The organism is Acinetobacter sp. YH01010 (genome assembly GCF_013420775.1).
Taxonomy (GTDB): Bacteria; Pseudomonadota; Gammaproteobacteria; order Pseudomonadales; family Moraxellaceae; genus Acinetobacter; species Acinetobacter amyesii.
Genome location: NZ_VOYF01000004.1, coordinates 74057 through 89760, shown reverse-complemented (window position 1 = coordinate 89760; position 15704 = coordinate 74057). Strand labels below are relative to the sequence as shown.

The 15704-nt window shown below is 41.6% G+C and carries 20 protein-coding genes; 7 read left to right on the top strand and 13 right to left on the bottom strand.

Features of this window, described 5'->3' with window-relative positions:
• Positions 1-62 precede the first annotated feature (62 nt).
• The 5 genes from FTT77_RS04990 to FTT77_RS04970 all read right to left on the bottom strand — a co-directional run bounded on the left by FTT77_RS04990 (position 63) and on the right by FTT77_RS04970 (position 3743).
• Positions 63-467 carry a biopolymer transporter ExbD gene (locus FTT77_RS04990; RefSeq protein ID WP_078189686.1) on the bottom strand — a complete coding sequence of 135 codons (405 nt, stop codon included), beginning with the start codon at positions 465-467 and terminating at the stop codon, positions 63-65.
• The gene (locus FTT77_RS04985; protein WP_078192725.1) at positions 467-1090 is read right to left on the bottom strand and encodes a MotA/TolQ/ExbB proton channel family protein; all 624 of its coding nucleotides are present in this window, start codon (positions 1088-1090) and stop codon (positions 467-469) included. The genes FTT77_RS04990 and FTT77_RS04985 overlap by 1 nt, the downstream gene beginning before the upstream one ends.
• A 30-nt stretch (positions 1091-1120) precedes the next feature.
• Complete coding sequence (locus tag FTT77_RS04980; protein WP_180109023.1) at positions 1121-1885, bottom strand: TonB family protein; 765 nt, start codon at positions 1883-1885, stop codon at positions 1121-1123.
• 210 nt (positions 1886-2095) lie between these two features.
• On the bottom strand, positions 2096-2962 hold the full coding sequence (gene purU / locus FTT77_RS04975; RefSeq protein ID WP_078192727.1) for a formyltetrahydrofolate deformylase: 867 nt from the start codon (positions 2960-2962) through the stop codon (positions 2096-2098).
• Between the two features lie 79 nt (positions 2963-3041).
• Positions 3042-3743 (bottom strand): TetR/AcrR family transcriptional regulator, encoded by a 702-nt coding sequence (locus tag FTT77_RS04970; RefSeq protein WP_168377888.1) that lies wholly within the window; start codon positions 3741-3743, stop codon positions 3042-3044.
• 116 nt (positions 3744-3859) lie between these two features.
• Here FTT77_RS04970 and FTT77_RS04965 point away from each other — a divergent pair, with 116 nt between their 5' ends.
• The 5 genes from FTT77_RS04965 (at position 3860) to FTT77_RS04945 (ending at position 8163) form a co-directional block, all read left to right on the top strand.
• Positions 3860-5308 (top strand): coniferyl aldehyde dehydrogenase, encoded by a 1449-nt coding sequence (locus FTT77_RS04965; RefSeq protein WP_180007171.1) that lies wholly within the window; start codon positions 3860-3862, stop codon positions 5306-5308.
• A 162-nt stretch (positions 5309-5470) separates the two neighbouring features.
• On the top strand, positions 5471-5707 hold the full coding sequence (gene rpmB, locus FTT77_RS04960) for a 50S ribosomal protein L28 (protein WP_000048256.1): 237 nt from the start codon (positions 5471-5473) through the stop codon (positions 5705-5707).
• Positions 5708-5719: 12 nt separating this feature from the next.
• On the top strand, positions 5720-5875 hold the full coding sequence (gene rpmG, locus FTT77_RS04955; RefSeq protein WP_001205031.1) for a 50S ribosomal protein L33: 156 nt from the start codon (positions 5720-5722) through the stop codon (positions 5873-5875).
• Positions 5876-6017: 142 nt separating this feature from the next.
• A complete protein-coding gene (locus tag FTT77_RS04950) occupies positions 6018-7736 on the top strand; it encodes a cation:proton antiporter (protein ID WP_078192730.1) in 1719 nt (572 codons plus the stop codon).
• Positions 7737-7920: 184 nt separating this feature from the next.
• Positions 7921-8163 (top strand): hypothetical protein, encoded by a 243-nt coding sequence (locus FTT77_RS04945; protein ID WP_180109024.1) that lies wholly within the window; start codon positions 7921-7923, stop codon positions 8161-8163.
• 74 nt (positions 8164-8237) lie between these two features.
• Here FTT77_RS04945 and FTT77_RS04940 read toward each other — a convergent pair whose 3' ends face one another.
• The 5 genes from FTT77_RS04940 to FTT77_RS04920 form a co-directional block, all read right to left on the bottom strand.
• On the bottom strand, positions 8238-8516 hold the full coding sequence (locus tag FTT77_RS04940) for a hypothetical protein (RefSeq protein ID WP_078189694.1): 279 nt from the start codon (positions 8514-8516) through the stop codon (positions 8238-8240).
• A 105-nt stretch (positions 8517-8621) separates the two neighbouring features.
• Positions 8622-9125 (bottom strand): DUF6586 family protein, encoded by a 504-nt coding sequence (locus FTT77_RS04935; protein WP_180109025.1) that lies wholly within the window; start codon positions 9123-9125, stop codon positions 8622-8624.
• A gap of 75 nt (positions 9126-9200) precedes the next feature.
• Positions 9201-9563: an ASCH domain-containing protein gene (locus FTT77_RS04930; RefSeq protein ID WP_180109026.1), complete on the bottom strand. Its 363-nt coding sequence runs from the start codon at positions 9561-9563 to the stop codon at positions 9201-9203.
• Positions 9564-9605: 42 nt separating this feature from the next.
• Positions 9606-9857 carry an RNA-binding protein gene (locus FTT77_RS04925; RefSeq protein ID WP_078189697.1) on the bottom strand — a complete coding sequence of 84 codons (252 nt, stop codon included), beginning with the start codon at positions 9855-9857 and terminating at the stop codon, positions 9606-9608.
• 86 nt (positions 9858-9943) lie between these two features.
• Entirely contained in the window at positions 9944-11932 is a 1989-nt protein-coding gene (locus tag FTT77_RS04920; protein WP_180109027.1) for an ATP-dependent helicase, read from the bottom strand.
• Between the two features lie 185 nt (positions 11933-12117).
• Between FTT77_RS04920 and FTT77_RS04915 the strand changes: the two genes are divergently transcribed.
• Positions 12118-12414: a hypothetical protein gene (locus FTT77_RS04915; RefSeq protein WP_180062924.1), complete on the top strand. Its 297-nt coding sequence runs from the start codon at positions 12118-12120 to the stop codon at positions 12412-12414.
• A 65-nt stretch (positions 12415-12479) separates the two neighbouring features.
• Here FTT77_RS04915 and FTT77_RS04910 read toward each other — a convergent pair whose 3' ends face one another.
• The gene (locus tag FTT77_RS04910; protein ID WP_180109028.1) at positions 12480-13610 is read right to left on the bottom strand and encodes a glycerate kinase; all 1131 of its coding nucleotides are present in this window, start codon (positions 13608-13610) and stop codon (positions 12480-12482) included.
• Between the two features lie 83 nt (positions 13611-13693).
• Between FTT77_RS04910 and FTT77_RS04905 the strand changes: the two genes are divergently transcribed.
• Positions 13694-14143 (top strand): carboxymuconolactone decarboxylase family protein, encoded by a 450-nt coding sequence (locus FTT77_RS04905; RefSeq protein WP_180073302.1) that lies wholly within the window; start codon positions 13694-13696, stop codon positions 14141-14143.
• A 77-nt stretch (positions 14144-14220) separates the two neighbouring features.
• Here the strand turns inward: FTT77_RS04905 and FTT77_RS04900 are convergent, their stop codons facing one another.
• Both FTT77_RS04900 and FTT77_RS04895 read right to left on the bottom strand, forming a co-directional pair.
• Positions 14221-14793: an HdeD family acid-resistance protein gene (locus FTT77_RS04900; protein WP_180010185.1), complete on the bottom strand. Its 573-nt coding sequence runs from the start codon at positions 14791-14793 to the stop codon at positions 14221-14223.
• Between the two features lie 126 nt (positions 14794-14919).
• Positions 14920-15678, bottom strand: a complete 759-nt coding sequence (locus FTT77_RS04895; RefSeq protein ID WP_180007163.1) for a hypothetical protein — start codon at positions 15676-15678, stop codon at positions 14920-14922.
• Positions 15679-15704: the final 26 nt, after the last annotated feature.

The window sequence follows — 15704 nt, the reverse complement described above, 5'->3', positions numbered from 1 at the left end:
AAAATAGAGACATAAAAAAAGCGACATTTCAGTCGCTTTTTTTAGTTATCTTTGCTCAATGCTTAGTTATCACTGGCAAAGGCGATATCGCTGAGTCCGGCTCCACTCGCACGCGACATCACTTGCGCAACTGTGTCATAACGTGATTCTTTATCGGCTTTTAATACCAATGCAGGCTTACGTTCTTGCTGACCAGCTGTATTAAGACGACTTTCTAAATCTTCGAGCGTGACAATATCACCATTCCAAGCGATATCACCCGCTGAGTTAATACTGATGGTTACGCTTTCAGGCGGCAGATCAATCACTTCTGCAGTCGTTTGTGGCAAGGTTAATGGAATTGATGGGTTGGCAACAGTCGCAGTCACCAAGAAGATGATCATCAATACCAACATAATATCGATGAGCGGAATGAGGTTCATCTCATTCATGCCAGCATCGTTGTCTTCACCCAATTGAAAAGCCATTAAGCTTGACCTCCAGCTAAACTTTGCTGTGCAGTTTTCACGTCTTCTTTCTTCGCTGCAGATTCTTGTTGCAACATAGTATCAATCAATAAACCATGCGCTTGATCTTGCAATTCATTCGACAGTGTACGGTTAAAACGAACACAGATGTTATAAGCCAAAACCGCAGGAATCGCCACAGCCAAACCAAGACCGGTCATGATCAAAGCTTCACCGACTGGAGTTGCCACTTGCGCTAAACCCGCTTGACCGCTTTTACCCACTGCTACAAGGGCATGGAAAATACCCCATACTGTACCGAACAAACCTACGAACGGTGCAATTGAAGCAATCGTACCCAATACAGATACGCCTTTTTCAGCATTAGCTTTTTCTACCGAAATTTGACGTAGTAATGCTTGTTCTGCCACAGCCTTACGTTGTTCAAAAGCCAAAGGAGCAAATTTCGCTTTCAGTTTGCTTAGTGCATCTGCAAGGTGGTTATACGCCACTTGTTTGAGCTGACGTGTGCCCATAATACGAAGAACGAAGATCGTCCAAGTCGCAATCGACATTGCAAGTAACACGAAATACAGTGTTTTGCTGACTGCATCTGCATGTTGCCAATAAACTGAAAAGTTCATATTCGAACTCCTAATGGGTTAGCCGGAATCTTAATTAAGTTTAAAGTTGAATGGTTGATCAACTCGCGTCGGAGTTGCCACACCATTATCAATATATTTGGATAAACGTGCACGTTTCACTGCATCAGTCACTTTACGGTTTACAGCAGCGCCACAAGTCGAGTTTTTAATCGTTGCTGATTCGACTTTACCTTCAGCACTTGCAGCAATCGCAACTTCAACTGTACACGACGCTTTTAATTCACCATTTTCAAATTGAACATTCGGTTTCTTAATCCAACTGACACCATTACCAATGCTCACAGTTTTAGGTGTCGGTGGCGCAGGTGGTGCTGGAGGCGCAGGTGGTGGTGCAACAGGTGCCGGAGGTGTTGGTTCAACACGAACGACTTTCGTTTCAGAAACCACAGTTGAAACAACAGGTGTTGGTGGTACGTTTTTGACCGCTTCAACAGTTGGTTTCGGCGCATCTTTCTTTTTCACCTGTTCCACTTTTTCCACTTTCTTCGGTGGAGGTGGTAAAGGCTTATCTACAATTTTAACTTCTTTTGGCTTTGGTGGCTCTTTCTTCGGTTCTGGTTTTGGCTTTGGAGGTTCAGGTTTTTTCTCTTCAACAATCTTCACAAAGCGAACTTTAATCGGATCTTTTTCGATCGGTTTAAGTTCTGGTGCTTTCATATTGCTGACCGCCCACAATACCCCCATATGCCCTACCACAACAGCGAGAAGCGCAGTAATGATTTTCTTTTTCATCGGGTTAGGTGATTGCATCATTGGAGCGGGAGATTGACTCATTAAACTCAGTTACCTTGAAGAAGCGATTGCATTTATTTTGTCAAAAATACAATCATGTTCATCGGTTAGCACAATTAAAGTACGGCAATAATAAATGAGAAGTGTTTTCATTTGCAACTATTAATTCGTCAGTTTTAATGACTTTTTTTAATCATAATATAAAAAAGGCATACCTAAAGTATGCCCTTTTATTCAAAAATTCATCTCGTTTTATTGAAATACAACAGTTTTATTACCATCGACAATAATACGATCTTCAAGATGCCATTTGACTGCACGTGCGAGCACATTACGTTCTACGTCCTGACCTAACTCACGCAATTGTTCAACAGTAAAGTCGTGGCTTACACGCTCTACGTCTTGCTCAATAATCGGCCCTTGGTCAAGATCAGCAGTCACATAATGCGCTGTCGCACCAATCAACTTCACACCTTTTTCATGCGCTTGCTTATATGGGTTCGCACCAACAAAGGCTGGGAGGAATGAATGGTGAATGTTGATCACTTTCATTTCCCATTTTTGAACAAATTCTTCGTCTAAAATTTGCATATAACGAGCAAGAACCAATAAATCATTGCCTTGCATCAATTGATCAATTTGCTCATAAGCTTCACGTTTGTTTTCTTTGTTCACGGGAACCACTTCAAACGGAATACCGAAATTTTCTACAGATTCACGTAAAGCATCGTGATTAGACACGACTTTGGTGATTTCACATGGCAAACCACCACGTGCATGACGCCATAACAGCTCAAGCAATGCATGGTCAACTTTAGATACCAAGATACCGACTTTCTTCACATCACTGACTAAAGCTAAACGCCAGTGCATGTTGTAACGCTCAGCAACATTGCTCGCAAATGTTTGAGTTAGACTTTCTTTACGGCTTTGTAAATTGTCCAATTCGAACTCAACACGCATGAAGTATCGCCCCCCTTGAGCTTCAGTCGCGTATTGATCAAGTGCGGTAATATTTGCTCCCTGATGATACAAAAAGCTCGATACAGCTTGCACAATCCCCGGTTTATCTTCACAGGTAATGAGTAAGCGTGCTGTGTTAGCGGTCGACATATTCATGTTGGTTTATATCACTAATCAGTTAAATTGAAAAAAGAGCCGAGTATTCTAACGCTTTTTAAAGCCAGACTAAATAGTCTTATTCAGTAACCTGATGCTTTGCGTTTGAAAGACTTGCAAATAAGTCCGACGGCCCTAAAGTTTCGAGCAATCGCTCATAGGTTTCACGGCTTTCACCACGTAGATATGCACCTTCTAAGAACACCATTTGTCGTAGTGCTTGCCACACCCACTTTTCTTCCAAAGTGTTTGAGTCAGTAATATGGCCAGACATATAAAGGAAGTTGGTCCAGTTGGTCAGCACGATCCACAAGTTAATGGTTAAGGCCTCAATTTCAGAATCGGTCATCTGCATTAAGCCTGCGTCAACAAAGGCACGATAAATTTTCTGCCCTTGTTGCATGACTTGACCGGCAAAACGTGGATACATTTTGCGGAAATCTTCATTATTTTCGACCAAGTGATAAACATCACGATGTAAAAAGCGATAAGCCCATAATTGGCTACTTAACACTTGGAAATAGCGAATTTTATCATTGGCATCAAGCTGACGATCATCAGGAAGCGCTAACATTTCTAGCGTTTCATGCTGATATTGCTCCATTAATTCCTTAATAATTTCACTTTTATTTCGGAAATGGTAATACAAGTTACCTGGGCTCATTCCCAGTTCAGCAGCAATATGATTGGTTGTCACTGAACGCTCGCTACGCTCATTAAACAACTGCAAACTCAGCTGCAAAATACGTTCTTTCGTTTTTAAGGTTTTGGTGTGAGACATCCTAAAACAACCATTTATTTCAAAGCATTAGAACACTAACACATAAAGTAACTTGACTATTTAGAGTATTTACTCTAAAAATTAATTAATCGCTAATTTGGATATGGTCGTGCGACATGAATAGTCAGACAAAAACAACTTCAATGACACCACATTCTTTTGATCACCAGCATCTCAACAATATGTTGGAACAGCAGAAACAAGCGTATTTACGTTACCCATTGCCTACAGCGAAGGAACGTATTGATCGTTTGGCTCGGCTTAAGCGTATCTTAGTTAAGTATCAAGATCAATTTGCTGATGCAATTAATCAAGACTATGGTAACCGTTCTATTGGTGAAACCAAGATTGGTGAGTTACTTACATGTCTTGAACACATTAAATATTATAGCAAGCATTTGACAGACTGGATGAAACCATCCAAACGCCATGTCGGAATTATTCACCAACCTGCAAAAGCATGGGTGCAATATCAACCGCTTGGTGTCGTCGGCATTATTACGCCATGGAACTACCCACTGCTTCTTTCTATAGGCCCACTGATTTGTGCTTTGGCTGCGGGCAACCATGCCATGATCAAAATTTCGAGTGCCTCTGCGGCATTCGGTGATGTGCTAGAAAAAGCTCTCGCAGAAGCATTTCCTCAAGAATTGGTCGCAGTCGTCAACGGTGGTGGCCCAATTTCAGATGCGTTTAGTCACCTTGCCTTCGACAAAATGATTTTTACTGGCTCGACCAATGTCGGTAAAACCGTCATGGCGGCAGCGTCTGAAAACTTAGTTCCGGTGATTTTAGAATTAGGCGGAAAGTCACCTGTATTGGTTCATCCGTCTATTGACCTTGCAGATGTCGCACAGCGTCTTGCGGTTGGTAAACTTTGGAATGCAGGTCAAACTTGTGTTGCACCTGACTATGTGTTCTTACCTCGTGGTAAAACAGCTGAATTTTTAGATCACTATAAAGTGTGCGTTGAAGCCATGTACCCAAGTATTGCCCAAAATCAGGACTACACCTCGATTATTAATGACAAGCAGTACAACCGCCTACAAGGTTATTTAGAAGATGCGCGTGATCAAGGCGCACAAATCATCAGTTTTAACCCACAAAATGAAGATGTGGACGCTGTACGTAAAATTGCACCGACTGTTTTAACGGGTGTCACTCCAGACATGCAAATTATGCAGCATGAAATCTTCGGTCCGATCCTTCCGATCATGGAATATGATCAAATTGACGAGGTTATTGCTTTTATTAATAGCCGTCCTCGTCCACTTGCTTTATACTATTTCGACTTTGATCAGGCACGTGCCGACTATGTCGCAACACGTACCCATTCAGGACATTTCGGACAAAACACGGTATTAACCCATGTTGCTCAAGATGACCTGCCGTTTGGCGGTGTGGGGGCTTCGGGTATGGGGAAATATCATGGTCCAGAAGGTTTCTTCAGTTTGTCGCATGAACGCTCGGTGATGTCGAATCCAAAACTCTATAGTTTGAAATTCATTCTTCCACCGTTCAATAAGCCGATCCACAAACTGATTTCGAAGACACTTCTTCGATAAACGATCAAGGCATGAACGATCACACTAGGTGATCGTTCGTTTTATGCAAAATCGCTTGTCTTTTAAGCGCATTTTTGATATAAAACGCCCCTTGAATGAATTCAATGTTTTTTTTGACTGGCCATACAGATTTGCTGTTGGCTAAATCAATGGAGTTACACCATGTCTAAGGTTTGCCAAGTTACCGGCAAGCGTCCAGTCGTTGGTAACAACGTCTCACACGCCAACAACAAAACTAAACGCCGGTTCGAGCCGAACCTGCATCACCACCGTTTTTGGTTAGAAAGCGAAAAACGTTTCGTACGTCTTCGTCTAACTACTAAAGGTATGCGTATTATCGACAAATTGGGCATCGAAAAGGTTGTTGCTGACCTACGTGCTCAAGGTCAAAAGATCTAAGGAGCTACGAACATGCGTGATAAAATTCGCCTAGTTTCTTCTGCTGGTACAGGTTATTTCTACACTACCACTAAGAACAAACGTACTATGCCGGAAAAAATGGAAATCAAAAAATTTGATCCAAAAATCCGTCAACACGTAATCTTCAAAGAAGCTAAAATCAAATAATTTTAGTTTTTTGAAAAAAACGACCTGCTTAGGTCGTTTTTTTTTGCATTTTTTTTATTCGAATTGCTAAACTTTCAAAATGCTTTTTGGCACTTTTTGTGCTTGTCTTTTTTACCCTTAACTTAGGCTTAAGGAGTTTTTAGTGCCTCATGATGTAGAACTCATAATATTACTTGCTGTTGGCTTTGGTTTTGCCTTAATTTTTGGCTATATTGCTGCACGCCTGCGACTTCCTCCCCTCATCGGCTATCTAATTGCCGGTATTATTATTAGCCCAAACACACCTGGGGTAGTTGGCGATATCCATCTCGCTAACCAGCTGGCCGAACTCGGTGTCATGTTCCTGATGTTTGGCGTGGGTATGCACTTTTCACTCAATGATTTGATGCAAGTCCGTCGTATTGCCCTGCCCGGTGCCATTTTACAAATTGCAGTGGCGACCTTACTCGGTATGGGAATTTCCATGCTTTGGGGCTGGAGCATGGGCTCAGCCTTAGTGTTTGGCTTAAGTTTGTCGTGTGCAAGTACTGTCGTTCTACTCAAAGCCTTAGGTGATCGCGGTTTACTCAACTCCGTCAATGGTAAAATTGCCGTGGGTTGGCTCTTGGTTGAAGACTTGGTGATGGTTTTGGTCCTGGTCCTTCTGCCTGCTACTGCCGTACTGCTTGGCGGCCAACCGCTCACAGAAAGCAGTGCTGATGAAAATATTTGGCTCACCCTTGGTATTACCTTACTCAAAGTGGCAGGTTTTATTGCCTTCATGCTGATCATTGGTAAACGCTTAGTGCCAATGATTATGCAAGTGGTTGCGCGCTTAGGCTCACGTGAATTATTCACGCTCACCGTGGTTGCAGCAGCCGTGTCTATTGCCTTTGGTGCCTACAAGGTATTTGGTGTATCCATGGCACTGGGCGCATTTTTTGCTGGGATGGTAGTCAAAGAATCGGACTTTAGTCACCGTGCAGAAGAAGAAACCCTTCCGCTTCGTGAAATTTTTTCGATTCTGTTTTTCGTCTCCGTCGGCATGCTGTTTGATCCACGGATCTTGATTGAACAACCGCTTCATGTCTTAGCTGTGGTCGGTATTATCATGATTGGTAAGACCATCGCTGCAATGGCATTGGTATTGTTCTTCCGCTACCCCATCAATACCGCATTAACCGTTGGGGCGAGTTTGGCGCAGATTGGTGAGTTCTCATTTATTTTGGCAACCTTAGGTGTATCTCTAAATCTCCTTTCAATGGAAGGTCAAAATCTGATACTGGCAGGCGCTTTAATCTCGATTACGCTGAATTCATTTATATTTTCTGCAATCGAGCCTATGCAGCGACTCATCCGTGAGCGCTCGAATTTGGCCCGTTTACTGGAACGTAGTAGTGACCCATTGGCCATGTTGCCGGATGAGGTCTCACAGGATTATCTGCGTGATCAGGTGGTGCTGATTGGTCATGGTGAAGTCGGTCGCCGTATTACCCGCGAATTAATGAATGAAAACATTAAAGTGGTTATTGCTGAAGAAAACCGTGAAATCGTGGAAAACTTGCGGGAAAAAGGCATCGCTGCGGTATCTGGTGTGGCAACAGAACCCGGCGTTTTAATTCAAGCCCATATTCAACACGCACGCCTTTTGGTCATTTCCCCCATGGATATTTTAGATATTCATAAAATTGTCGACATTGCCAAAATGCTGAATCCATCCATCCAAGTATTGGTGTGTGCGGAAAGCAAAGAAGAAGCTGAAGTCATTCGTCGCGACAATGTCGGTGAGGTTTATTATGCCAAAGAGGAAATGGCGAAAAATATGAGCAATCATATTTTAAATCAAATCCAAATTGCCCATCACCAAACACCGACACACTAAGTGCCTAAATAAAGCGCTTAGGATGGCTACCAAAAAGGCGGTGCATTTAAGCATCGCCTTTTTTTAAACAGATAAAATTCCGTAATATTAAAATCACAAATAATTGAATTTAAAAAATATATTGATAAAATTAGCACCAAACAAAGCATCATTTTAAAAACTTCAAACAAGATACGAGATAAACATGTTCATTCTCTATTTAGGCTTTGCCATTATTTTAATTGGCGGTCTGGGCTTTCTCATCGCTGCATTTAAAACCAGTATTTTATGGGGACTGGGCTGTCTATTGTTTTATCCCATTTCCATCGTCTTTCTAATTCTGTATTGGCAAGATGCCAAAAATCCATTTTTCTTACAGCTCATCGGGGTCTTCATTGTATTTTTAGGTTCGATACTGATCTCACCTGCTGAATTGGGCAAAGTCTAAGTGCCATTTTTGGTATAAAAAAACGCACCAAAAGGTGCGTTTTCATCATGATCTAAAAATCAGTGCCTATATGATTAGCTCATATATTTAGGCTTTTCATCGACCACTTCGGCATGCCATTCATCCACTTGTTTTTCTAACAAACCAAACAGTGCAGCCTGAATCATTTGCTGAGCGATCACATTCATTTGATCGCCCAAAATATTGCGCAATTCTTCATTGAATTGGATAGTCACCAAAGGTTCTTTTTCTGAGCCTGCATTACGCAATGCCAACTCACCACCTTCCAATTGAACCAGCTCTAAAATCGCTTCCTGGTTCCCAAAGAGTTCTTTCAACTGTTCTATAGACATATATCCCTCCATGCGCAACATGGTGACAAAGGCATCTGCACTTTGTATTACTTAGATAATCTTATATCGGGTTAAATGAATTTATTTCAAGTACCAATAGTCCGATTAGAACTCCACCATCTCGTTACGAAATCCATCAATCAATTGGGTTAGATCACGATGCCATTCACGCAAAATAGCGGTATCTGGCAACCATGCTTGCGGTGTTTGAGTGACTTTAATAATTAAATTTGAAGATGTTTCACCTTCTGGCTCTGGTGCAGATGGTTCAGGTGCATACTGACACATACGATGTGCACGTTTCAGCTCTGCAATAAAACCCTGCTTGGCCAATTGCTGCATAACAGTCACTTCAGGTGATACCTGACCTTTTTCAGCCATCAGTGTTTCAATCGACTTTAACGTGGGTGCAGGATCATTTAAACGATAGTAACGCACCAACTCTTGTAAAAACGCAAGTACTGCACCATGTAAATGAAAAACCGCTGCTTCGCGATAAGCCTGAGCTTGTTGAACATGATCGGTCTGCTCGGCTTGCTGACATGCAAGACGGCTAAAATATAACTTTTGATTGGTACGATCAGCATGAAAGCGAGCAACACGAGACATGAACAATTCCCTAAATTTTGGCGTTTTTCTACATGAATAAGCTTAAACGGATTTTTAGGAAATTCACAATAAATATTATGGATGATCGATTTCAATTAAATAAATGTCACGCTTTGCAGGAACAGGCATATCCCAATCAATCATCCTGATATTTTCCAGACGCCAAGCCCAGTACCCTGCGGCCCAATAGGTCGCCTGCGCTTGCTCTACCTCTGTTTCAGTCCATGCATGAACGTCATAGACATCGACCATCGCCACTGCACGTCCAATATCTTCATCTCCGCTTTCATGTAAGTAGCGTTGATTTTCCACGATCACTAAATCTTTTAAAGGCAAATGTTCGGGCTGCCATGAGCGGACTCCAAGCGTTTTAAGCCCACACGCAATGTTCGAACTAGATGGCGCAACAATGGACAAAGCCGAGTAGCGTTTTTTCATAGATCACCGATAAAAAAAGGAGCGTTACGCTCCTTTTTGAATTTATGCTTTAGGCTTATCTTCAGCCGCTTTTACTCGAATACCTGCACCTTTGACTTTCAAAGTATTCAGGCCTTTAATTGCTTTCACAGCTTCACGACCATTTGGCATTTCGACAAAACCAAACCCTTTCGATTTACCTGTGCTTGCATCCATAACAACAACAGCAGACTCTACTGCGCCAAATGGTTTAAACAGTTCAACCAATTCTGCTTCAGTAACTGAACGCTCTAAGTTACGTACTAAAATTTTCATTCAATCTTCCAAATAGACAGCATCATCAAAAAGCATTTGTCTATTTTGCTTTTTAACTCGCGTGTAAATCACGTCAAAAATCTATTTTAATCGAGATCGATACCAAAATCTAAATTAATCGATTTTCTTTCGATTAACGCACTTTTTACAGTCTGTTGACGGGTTTTATAGTGTGTTTCCAAACTACATAAATTTCGAGTTAAATCATTCATAAAGTAACTTTCTACTTTACGCCCTTGCTCATCGACAGTTTCACGTGCCCAGTGGTTCAAGTTTTGCTTGGTCAAAATCAATTCATTTTGCGCACGTGTCAGCGCCACATATAACACGCGGCGCTCTTCTTCCACTTCATCGAAATTGCCTTGGGCACGTGCATGCGGGTATTGCCCTGGTGTGACATTCGCCACATAACAGACTTTTTGCTCCGTTCCTTTTGCCGAATGAATGGTAATTAAGGTCACGACATCACTATCAGATTGGCGTTCAATTTCAGAAATGGAAACTGGGTCAAGCACATATTCTTCTAAGAATTCACTCAACTGCGTATGTTTGGATGCCAGTTGTTTCACCAGATCAAAATCCCCGACACGGCGGTTCCAATCTTTTTTATAGTTTTCTTCCAGCTGCTCAGAAATCGCTTGAACAGCCAAGCTTACACATTCTTTGACCTGATCTTTCAACACCGACATTTGCTTCATCATCAGAATTGCTTGGTCAGGTACTTTGCCAAATTTTTCCAACTTGGTTGCAATGGCTTGCATTTCTGGCTCAAGTAAAATCTGCTGCGATAACTTACTCGCACCGACATCACCCACACCATTCCACAAGGTTAAAAAGCGCATCCACGCGATATCATCTAAAGGATTGGCCACTACACGCAGCACACTGAGCAAGTCTTTTACATGGGCTGTTTCAAGTAATTTCATTCCGCCGATAAAGCGATACGGCACGTTTGCGGCAATACAGGCTGCTTCAATATGACGAGCGGCAAAGCTTGAACGCACAAGCACCATATGATCCGACCATTTGCTGCCTTCGAGGTAATGACGCTCTTTGATATCAATGGCAATCCATTTGGCTTCATCAAACTCATTCGGGAAAATATGCATTTTCGGCTTAATACCTTCACCACGATAGGCATCTAGGCGTTTGTCATATTTAATTTCGCTTTCATCCAACAACCAATTTGACAGATCTAAAATTTCTTGGGTTGAACGATAATTTTTTTCGAGTTTGAAAATCTGTACGTCGGGTACACGCTCTTTGAAATGATGAATATTTTCAAAGTCTGCACCACGGAAGCCGTAAATGGACTGTGCATCATCGCCGACACAGAACAAGCTGGCACGGTCCTTTAGTGGCTCAAGTAACGCCCATTGCAGCGGATTGGTATCCTGCATTTCATCAACCAACATGTGGCGACAAATCGAAGCAACATAATCGACCAGTCCATCTGATTCTGCCAAGGCTTTCGCCACAATCGCCAAGATATCGTCATAATCTAAAAAACTACGCGCACGTTTACGGGCTTCGTATTCTTTCATGATATCCGCGATTTGATCTTTCAACGCAAAGTACTCTGGCATTTGCTTTTCCATGGCAATGCTAAGTTTTTGGCGCGTATTCCGCGCAAAGGAATACAGATCACAGAGTTCTTTCGGCTTGGGCAAGTGATTGGGGTTTTTCTTATCATCACGGCCACGAATCAGGCGGAACATCATGAGCTGATCATCACGATCAATAATCGAAAACTGTTCTAGACCAAAAGCTTTTGGAATGCGGCGCAATAGGTACATACAAAAGGTATGAAAGGTTGATGCACGTAGCCCTTTAGCTTGCTCACCCAGAGCCAACTCCACACGAGCGACAATTTCACTGGCCGCACGGCGAGTAAAAGTCAAAATTTGAATTTGATTAGCAGGCACGCCTTGATCAATTAAATAAGCTGCACGCGCCACGATGGTTTTGGTTTTACCACAACCTGCTCCTGCCAAAACCAAGCTATGCTGTGCTTCTGTTGTTGCGGCTTGTTTTTGTTGAGGATTTAATTCATCAATCAGGTTGGCTAAACTCATATGTACTCATCATTTCATGGATAGGTATAGTTTAGCAGATTGAAAAAAAATACATGCTAATGTAGGATCAAAATTACAACTAGAAAAAGATAAGTTTATGAAAAATTTTAAGCTAATTAGCCATTTCCTTCAGCCAGTTTTATTACTTTTAATATTTACAAATCATCCATCTTACGCAAAAAAAATTGACTCAAACTGAATTTGATCACTTGATAAGTAAAAATAATCAGAAAGGAATTCAACTCCATGATGATCTAGCTGTAGCTCTAATTTCTGGCAATCATAAGCTTATATCCGATAATTTATGTGCAACTTATAAAATGAGTAAAGCACAATATGAAATTGCTTCAGAGAATTCTGAATTATTAAAAGCGAAACGGGCAAAAGAAAATGCAATAGAAAATATAAAAAACATTGAAAATATAATTCCAAAAAATCAAAAACCAATGGAAAAATATTGCAAAGATTCTCAACCAAATTAATCATATTTTCTAACTATGATTATCTTAAAACTCGCTAAATGCATTCATAAATTTTACCTTGATTTTTATTTCAAACATCTCATCACATTTCGACAGCAATGTTCCAAATTTAGTTCCGCATTTTTTAATGCATCTTCCAACTTACAATCTGGTGGATTAATCCCAACAATCTGTGTGAAACCTAAATCATAGAGTTCTGCTATCCCCTCACCCACTAGACCAGTAAAGGCGATCACAGGTTTATTAAACTTTTTTGCAACTTGCGCCACACCAAATGGCGTTTTACCGAACTTAGTTTGATGATCAATTTTCCCTTCACCTGTCAGCACATAATCTGCCTGTGCTATTTTTTCATTCAACTGACATTGTTCAATGACCAATTCCACACCTGATTGCATCGATGCACCCGCAAAAGCCATCAACCCAAAACCTAATCCACCTGCAGCACCTGCACCTGCGACATCACGTAAAGTACAACCCAGTGTCGCTTCAACGACATTGGCATAATGATTGAGGTTCCGATCTAACTGACGCACCATCTCCTGCGTTGCTCCTTTTTGCGGGCCAAAAATATGGGATGCGCCATTTTCACCACATAATGGATTCATGACGTCGCTAGCAATGATGATCTCTGTGTGCGTTAAACGTGAGTCGAGCTGCGTCAAATCAAGACTGTTAATTTGATCCAGACAACCACCACAAACTGCTATTTCCAAGCCATTTTCATCTAAAAATTGTGCCCCCAAGGCCTGCGCCATACCTGCACCGCCATCATTGGTCACACTCCCGCCCAAGCCAATAATAATTTTACTTACTCCGAAGTCTAGAGCAGCCTGGATCATTTCGCCCGTACCATAAGTTGACGTCAGTAAAGGATTTCGCTGAGCAATATCGACAAGATGAATTCCATTGGCTTTTGCCATTTCAATCACCGCAGTTTTTCCACCGTCGATCAAACCGAAATACGTCGTCACAGCTTGATTGGGCAAAGGACCTGTAAGCGCTATCGTCACTTTTTGGCCGTCGCAAGCACTGAGTAACGCATCTACAGTTCCCTCACCACCATCTGCTATTGGCACAGCGATGACATTGGCGTCAGGTATGAGCTTTAAAATTGCACGCTGCATCGCGTCACAGGCTTGTTGAGCACTCATACTTTCTTTAAATGAATCTGGCGCAAGAACAAAAGTGGTCATCTAAATGCTCAAAATAAAATTTATCCTCAACCATAACGGTTTTAAAATAGCAGGTATATCTAAAAACATCAGAAAGGTTCGAAATGTCACGAATCAACCTAGGTCAGTCTGCACCTGAGCTATATAAAAAAGTTGCAGAACTTGATGCACTGGCAATGCAAAAAATAAATGAAGCTGGCCTAAGTGAAGGATTAGCTCATTTACTCAAATTACGTGCATCCCAAATCAACGAATGTGCCTTCTATATTCGTATGCATGCACACGATGCACTGAAAACAGGTGAAAGCATTGAACGTATTAGCCTACTGAATGCATGGCGTGAAACTGCGTACTACGATGAAAAAGAACGTGCAGCTTTGAGCTTGATCGAAGCGATCACGTTAATTGCTGAAGGCCAAGTTCCCGATGCAGTTTATGAAGATGCTTTGCCCTTTTTAACAGATGAACAAATCAGTGCGATTGAGTGGCTCGCGATTGTCATCAACACATGGAACCGAATTGCAATTAGTAGCCGCTATAGCGTTAAACCTTAACGGGTTGTACACATTAAAAGTGAATAAAAAAAGAGTACCTCAGCACTCTTTTTTTATTTATCGGAGACGCAAGCAGCTTACTGCTCTGCCGAGCTTTTCGGCACTTCACGTCGAATATAAGAAGCCAAAGTAAGGTAGTTGACCCCTTGGAATAAAATATCAACCGCCAAGAATAATCCTAATACCCAAAATGGCGCATCAGGCGACATCAAAATGATCACACCCGTAATCAAGGTCAATAGACCTGAAAATAGCGTCCATCCCCAGCCTTGAAATGCTCGAAATAGCACAGCATTAAAGATACGGATGACTCCTGCAATGATCAAAATAATCGCCAATAAATTGGTCAGGACAATGGCCGTTTTGACAGGCGTTGAAAATGCATAATAGCCTGCGACCAAATACAGCACACCAAATAGTGCCCAGAACCAGCGGTAACCGCCTTCAAAAATTTTAAATGCTGCAATGAAATGGATTACGCCACCTAACATCATCAGCACACCAAAAATATAAATCACCGTAAGTGTCGCAAATGGCAAAGCTGCCAAAAGGACCAATCCGAAGACCACCAATAAAGCACCTAAACCGAGATACCACTTACGGTTTTCATGGAGCTGACTGCGAATTAAATCGTTGCCTACTGTTCTCATGTTTTTTCTCAAGTTATTCGTTATTCAATGGATTATGCAACTTCATGATGAAGAAAAATGAAAGAAAAGTCCAAATCTTATCCACACTGCCAATTGAAACTGTGGATAAAATACGCTTTATCCACATTATTTTTTCCATCCCACTTCAATCGCTGTGACGTCATTCACCACAGTATCAGCTAAATCTTCAGGCATTTTACTTTGCGTCTGTGAGGTAGGAATATGCCCTGCCATCAGTTCAGCTTTGCTTTGCGGAAACAAAGGCTGCCTTTGGGGTTCTGCATAACCGACAGGGAAGATTGGCTGACCTGTAGCCAAATCATACTTATCAGTTGCACCAAAAGCGTGTAATAACTCATGGGCTAAAACGATTTTGTTCTGCGCTGTCTGTTTATTCGATGCAAATAAATTCACCGATCCAATTCGACCATTTTCCAAGGCTGTGGAATGTTTAAGTTCTTTGGTTTGGGTCGGATCGTAATAATTTAAAAATAGCGTGACACTCGAAACACCATCTACATTTTCATGCTGCTGCCAAGCATAGTAGCGGAATTTCAAACTCCATAAGATAACGTCCAACATGCCAGCATCATTAGGTACTTTGGGAGGTAAAACTTTCAACTCGCGGCCTAACTTAAAATACACATAAGTCGGTTGCCCTCGGTATTTCTGTGCTGTCGCTTGTAAATATTGTTGAACATCGTTTAAATCATTGACAGAGAGCTGCTGTATATAAGCTTGTGTGCTCTCTCGACCATCTGCATTAATTGGATGTAACAATACAAAGATCGGTTTACTCCAGTCTTGATTTTTGTCTTTATAGGCATTGACTGCAACAACCAATAAAATCAGCAATAAGCACAGTACCCGAATTTTTTTCCACATTCCCCAAGATCTCAATTAATTTTTAG

What these genes read in the sequence shown, in the direction of transcription:
- FTT77_RS04985 (WP_078192725.1), bottom strand. Translation starts at nt 1,090, where the DNA reads ATGAACTTTTCAGTTTATTGGCAACATGCAGATGCAGTCAGCAAAACA.
- FTT77_RS04945 (WP_180109024.1), top strand. Translation starts at nt 7,921, where the DNA reads ATGTTCATTCTCTATTTAGGCTTTGCCATTATTTTAATTGGCGGTCTG.
- FTT77_RS04925 (WP_078189697.1), bottom strand. Translation starts at nt 9,857, where the DNA reads ATGAAAATTTTAGTACGTAACTTAGAGCGTTCAGTTACTGAAGCAGAA.
- FTT77_RS04970 (WP_168377888.1), bottom strand. Translation starts at nt 3,743, where the DNA reads ATGTCTCACACCAAAACCTTAAAAACGAAAGAACGTATTTTGCAGCTG.
- FTT77_RS04930 (WP_180109026.1), bottom strand. Translation starts at nt 9,563, where the DNA reads ATGAAAAAACGCTACTCGGCTTTGTCCATTGTTGCGCCATCTAGTTCG.
- FTT77_RS04935 (WP_180109025.1), bottom strand. Translation starts at nt 9,125, where the DNA reads ATGTCTCGTGTTGCTCGCTTTCATGCTGATCGTACCAATCAAAAGTTA.
- FTT77_RS04910 (WP_180109028.1), bottom strand. Translation starts at nt 13,610, where the DNA reads ATGACCACTTTTGTTCTTGCGCCAGATTCATTTAAAGAAAGTATGAGT.
- FTT77_RS04965 (WP_180007171.1), top strand. Translation starts at nt 3,860, where the DNA reads ATGAATAGTCAGACAAAAACAACTTCAATGACACCACATTCTTTTGAT.
- FTT77_RS04895 (WP_180007163.1), bottom strand. Translation starts at nt 15,678, where the DNA reads ATGTGGAAAAAAATTCGGGTACTGTGCTTATTGCTGATTTTATTGGTT.
- FTT77_RS04905 (WP_180073302.1), top strand. Translation starts at nt 13,694, where the DNA reads ATGTCACGAATCAACCTAGGTCAGTCTGCACCTGAGCTATATAAAAAA.
- purU (WP_078192727.1), bottom strand. Translation starts at nt 2,962, where the DNA reads ATGAATATGTCGACCGCTAACACAGCACGCTTACTCATTACCTGTGAA.
- FTT77_RS04990 (WP_078189686.1), bottom strand. Translation starts at nt 467, where the DNA reads ATGGCTTTTCAATTGGGTGAAGACAACGATGCTGGCATGAATGAGATG.
- FTT77_RS04920 (WP_180109027.1), bottom strand. Translation starts at nt 11,932, where the DNA reads ATGAGTTTAGCCAACCTGATTGATGAATTAAATCCTCAACAAAAACAA.
- rpmG (WP_001205031.1), top strand. Translation starts at nt 5,720, where the DNA reads ATGCGTGATAAAATTCGCCTAGTTTCTTCTGCTGGTACAGGTTATTTC.
- FTT77_RS04900 (WP_180010185.1), bottom strand. Translation starts at nt 14,793, where the DNA reads ATGAGAACAGTAGGCAACGATTTAATTCGCAGTCAGCTCCATGAAAAC.
- FTT77_RS04940 (WP_078189694.1), bottom strand. Translation starts at nt 8,516, where the DNA reads ATGTCTATAGAACAGTTGAAAGAACTCTTTGGGAACCAGGAAGCGATT.
- rpmB (WP_000048256.1), top strand. Translation starts at nt 5,471, where the DNA reads ATGTCTAAGGTTTGCCAAGTTACCGGCAAGCGTCCAGTCGTTGGTAAC.
- FTT77_RS04980 (WP_180109023.1), bottom strand. Translation starts at nt 1,885, where the DNA reads ATGAGTCAATCTCCCGCTCCAATGATGCAATCACCTAACCCGATGAAA.